The following is a 4,383-nucleotide window of genomic DNA, read 5'->3' on the forward strand; positions in this document are numbered from 1 at the left end:
GAGGACGCACCCGGGGTTCACGCTACGCTCATGAACCGTCCATTGAACCGTCTATACATTCGTATCATTTCCGTGCGGCGGCTTCCGGACTACGATTGATTTGAGTCGCATGCCACCCGATTCCGTCTGGCACGCTCTGCTTTCAGTGTGTCGAGGCCCGTCGTCTGTGTCTTCTCAAATTATTTCCATCGTCGACGATGATGAGGGTGCCCGGGTGGCGACCGCGAGTCTGGTTCGTTCGCTAGGGTGGCAGGCGCGAGTATTTGCCTCGGCGGAGCAATTTCTGGGTTCAGGGTTGATCGGCGAAACGTCATGCCTGATTTCGGATATGCGGATGCCGGGCCTGTCCGGAATCGAACTGCACGACCGCCTGCTCGCCCTCGGGTACGCAATTCCGATCATTTTCACCACGGGATTCCCGACCGCTGCCCTTGAGGCGAAAATCCAGGCCAGAGGTGCTCCTCCTTTCCTCGAGAAGCCTGTTGATGCCATCACGGTTGAGCGATTGCTCACTCTTGCGCTGGGTGAGCCGTAGCGCATTGGCGGCTCGTCAGAAGACAGTCGTCGCGCAGGGGCACACACTCCCCGCCCTCACCGCTTCAATTCCCCTGCGTCGTCAGACGATTTGTGTCCTGATGGCTTCACGCCAACGGCGTTTGCGTTTCGAACAGGAACTTCATTGCGAAGGACGCGATTCAATCGCCCTCAGCAATAACCCGAGTTATACGCGGGTATGAGATTCCTATCCACATGCAGGGACGTCCGAACCGTTCGTAGAATGGTTTCGTGTGCCTCGGACCTGTACATTGTTTTCAAGGCCACTGTGCAAGCGCGATACGCCTGACATGGTCAGCCTTGTTCATCACCCGTTGGTTCGATCAATACGCGAACCCGAATCCGGTTTCTCGACGATTGATGCTCGCCGCTCGTCTCGCGGTATGTGCCTCGGACCTGCTGCGCAATGGTAGCCGTGCCGTCAGCCGGAGGTGGCCGCCGCAATTGCGGCTTATCTGCAGGAGGAGCAGACGATGCTGACCATCGTGCTTATCTATATGTCCGGCTTCCTTGTCGTCGTGGCGAGCGTGCTTGTCGCGATGATCAAGACCGTGGCGCGGCCAAATCGTTGAAACGCGGACATGCGGTATCAATCCGCTGCCGTTATTCGCATCTACGTGATTTGACCACTCGCATTTTCGATGTTGTGGAGGTTGTCATGTTTATCCAGTCCAATCAGATAGCCCTAGCGGTTCCGTTCCAGTTCGACCTGTGCGCATGGGCAAATGCCGTGTACGAAAAAGCCGTCGGAGAGGGCTTCATTCACGAGCCTTGGGAACCTGACGCAGCGATCGTGCGACGATTGCAGGCTTACTTCCACACGGGCATGTCGCCTGCCGAAGCTGCGAGCGCGTGCTTCTGTCTGAACCACTAAAGAGAACGCGGCCCGCGCTTTCAAAAATGCTTCGCGCGATATGCCCATGCTGCTGGACTGCGGGTGCTCCGGCATCTTTGAAGCCGAGCCTCCCAGGCGGCGGGCCGCCACCTCCGAGGCTCAGGCATCTTGTACGGTACGGCTGCCCGAATCAGAACCCGGCGGCCAGTCCGTCGCGCCGGGTGTCGCTCGCGGCGACATAACCGCGCTCGGGGTCGTTGCGATCGAGCTTCCAGATGTACTGGCCGGAACCGAAGTCCATATACGGATCCTCGACCGACTTGATCGTATGGCCGAGACCCTGGAGCGCGCGCACCGTGTCTTCATCGAGCGTTGCCTCGACGTCGACCGTGAAGTCGCGATTGACCTTCCAGCGCGGCGCATCGCACGCGGCCTGCGGTTGCTGACCGTAGTCGAGCATGCGCACGATCGATTGCAGATGCCCTTGCGGCTGCATGTCGCCGCCCATCACACCGAAGCTCATCACCGCTTCCTGGCGACCGTCCACCTTCTGCGTCAGGAAAGCCGGGATGATCGTATGGAACGGCCGCTTGCCGCCCTCGACCACGTTCGCTGACTTCGGATCCATTGAAAACCCGTAGCCGCGGTTCTGCAGCGAAATGCCGCTGTCCGGCACCACGATGCCCGAGCCGAAGCCCATGTAGTTCGACTGGATGAAGCTGACCATCATGCCGCGTTCGTCGGCCACCGACATGTAGATCGTGCCGCCCGCCTTCGGCATGCCGAAATCGAAATGCGTGGCGCGCTTCGGGTCGATCAGCTTCGCGCGCGACTTCAGGTACGCGTCGTCGAGCATCTGTTCGGGTGTGACCTCCATCGAGCGCGGATCGGCGACGTACTGGTAGACGTCGGCGAACGCGAGCTTCATGGCTTCGATCTGCAGGTGTTGCGATTCGATGCCGTCAACCGGCAGCGCGCCCACGTCGAACTGTTCGAGAATGCCGAGCGCGATCAGCGCGGCAATGCCCTGGCCGTTCGGCGGAATCTCGTGCACCGTGTGACCGCGATAGTCCTTGCTGATCGGCTCGACCCAGTCGACGCGGTAATTGCGCAAGTCGTCGAGCGTCAATGCGCCGCCGCCTTCGCGCGCAAACGCGGCGATCTGTTCGGCGATCTCGCCTTCGTAGTACGCGCGCGGGCCCAGCTCGGCCAGCTTGCGCAGCGTCTTCGCGTGGCCCGGAAAGCGCACCAGTTCACTGACTTCCGGCGCGCGGCCGCGCGGCATGAATGTATCGGCGAAGCCCGGCTGGTCTTTCAACTCGGGCACGGCCGCCGCCCATTTGTACGCAACGACGCTCGCCACCGCGTGCCCGCGCTCGGCGATTTCGATCGCCGGCTCCATCAGATCGGCGAACGGCAGCGAGCCGAACTTCTGATGCAGCGCCTCCCAGCCGGCGATTACGCCCGGCACCGTCACCGTATCCCAGCCGCGTTTGGGGCGTTTCGCGAGGCCGTTTTCCTCACCGTACTTACGCTTGAAGTAGTCGATATTCCATGCGGCGGGCGACACGCCCGACGCGTTCAACCCATGCAGCTTCGCGCCGTCCCAGACGAGCGCGAACGCGTCGCTGCCGAGGCCGTTCGACACCGGCTCGACGACCGTGATCGCCGCGGCTGCGGCAATTGCCGCATCGATGGCGTTTCCGCCTTTCCACAACATCCGCAAGCCGGCTTGCGCGGCAAGCGGATGGGACGTCGAAACGATGTTGCGCGCGAACACGGGCAACCGGGGCGTGGGATACGGGTTCTGCCAATTGAAACGTGTCATTGAAAAACTCGAGCGAAAGTAATGAGGGGGCCGTCGGCCCATTAAAGCGGCACTGGAATCCGGTTACGACTCGCGAGGATCGAGCGCATCGCGCAGACCGTCGCCGAGCAGGTTGAAACCGAGCACGGCCAGAAAGATCGCAATGCCTGGGAAAATCGACATCCACGGCGCCTGACTGACGAAATCCTTCGCGGTGTTGAGCATCGAACCCCACGACGGCGACGGCGGCAGCTGCCCAAGTCCGAGGAACGACAGGCTCGCTTCGGCGATGATCGCGGTCGCGATCGTCAGACTGGCCTGCACGATGATCGGCGGCAGCACGTTCGGCAGGATGTAGCGCACGATGATCCGTGCGTGGCCGAGGCCGATGGCCCGCGCGCCTTCGACGTATTCCTCGGCCTTCACGCTGATCGCCTGGCCGCGCGTCAGCCGGACGAAGCGCGGCATCGCCGAGATGCCGATCGCGGCCATCGCGTTGGTCAGGCTCGGTCCGAGGAACGCGGCGAGCGCGATCGCGAGAATCAGGAACGGAATGGACAGCAACGCATCGGCGATTCGCGAGATCACGCCGTCGACAAGCTTGCCGAAGTAGCCGGCCAGCAAGCCGAGCGGCACGCCGATCACGACCGCGATGCCGACCGACACGACGCCCGCCAGCAGCGACGCGCGCGCGCCCCACAACAGTCGGCTCAGCACGTCGCGGCCGAGTTCGTCGGTGCCGAACCAGTGCGCGGCCGACGGCGCCTGCCGCACGGTCATGAAGCTGGCCTGCACCGGGTCGTAATGCGACAGCCACGGCGCGAATACCGCCATCAAGACGATCAGCAGCACGAGCACCGCGCCAAACACGGCGGCGCGATTGCGCATGAATTTCACGATTCCGCGGTGCTTGCGGCGCGGCAATACGGTCGTCTGCGCAGCGGCCGATGCGCGAACGGGGGTGACGGGAGTAGCCATCAGCTGCGTCTCAGGCGGGGATTGAGGAGGACGTACAACACGTCGGCGCACAGGTTCACGACGATGAAGCACAGCGCGGTGACGAGCACCACGCCCTGCACGACCGCGTAGTCGCGATTGAACACGGCATCGACGATGAGCTTGCCGAAGCCGGGAATCGTGAAAACCTGCTCGGTCAGCACCGCGCCCGCGAGCAGTTCGCCGAACA

General features: G+C 62.4%; 5 protein-coding genes. 2 read left to right on the plus strand and 3 right to left on the minus strand.

Annotated features, from left to right (window positions below; genetic code table 11):
* Positions 1 to 166 precede the first annotated feature (166 nt).
* A complete protein-coding gene (locus tag QOC89_RS15995) occupies positions 167 to 535 on the plus strand; it encodes a response regulator transcription factor (protein ID WP_323045899.1) in 369 nt (122 codons plus the stop codon).
* Positions 536 to 1,213: 678 nt separating this feature from the next.
* Positions 1,214 to 1,429, plus strand: a complete 216-nt coding sequence (locus QOC89_RS16000; protein WP_323045900.1) for a hypothetical protein — start codon at positions 1,214 to 1,216, stop codon at positions 1,427 to 1,429.
* Between the two features lie 151 nt (positions 1,430 to 1,580).
* Here QOC89_RS16000 and QOC89_RS16005 read toward each other — a convergent pair whose 3' ends face one another.
* From QOC89_RS16005 to QOC89_RS16015, 3 genes are all read right to left on the minus strand, one after another.
* On the minus strand, positions 1,581 to 3,218 hold the full coding sequence (locus QOC89_RS16005; protein WP_323045901.1) for a gamma-glutamyltransferase family protein: 1,638 nt from the start codon (positions 3,216 to 3,218) through the stop codon (positions 1,581 to 1,583).
* A 63-nt stretch (positions 3,219 to 3,281) separates the two neighbouring features.
* Positions 3,282 to 4,175, minus strand: coding sequence for an ABC transporter permease (locus QOC89_RS16010; protein WP_323045902.1), 894 nt, complete (start codon positions 4,173 to 4,175; stop codon positions 3,282 to 3,284).
* A partial coding sequence (locus QOC89_RS16015) for an ABC transporter permease subunit (protein ID WP_323045903.1) occupies positions 4,175 to 4,383 on the minus strand: 209 nt, incomplete at its 5' end. The genes QOC89_RS16015 and QOC89_RS16010, both read right to left, overlap by 1 nt.

This window comes from Paraburkholderia sp., assembly GCF_034668105.1.
GTDB lineage: Bacteria > Pseudomonadota > Gammaproteobacteria > Burkholderiales > Burkholderiaceae > Paraburkholderia.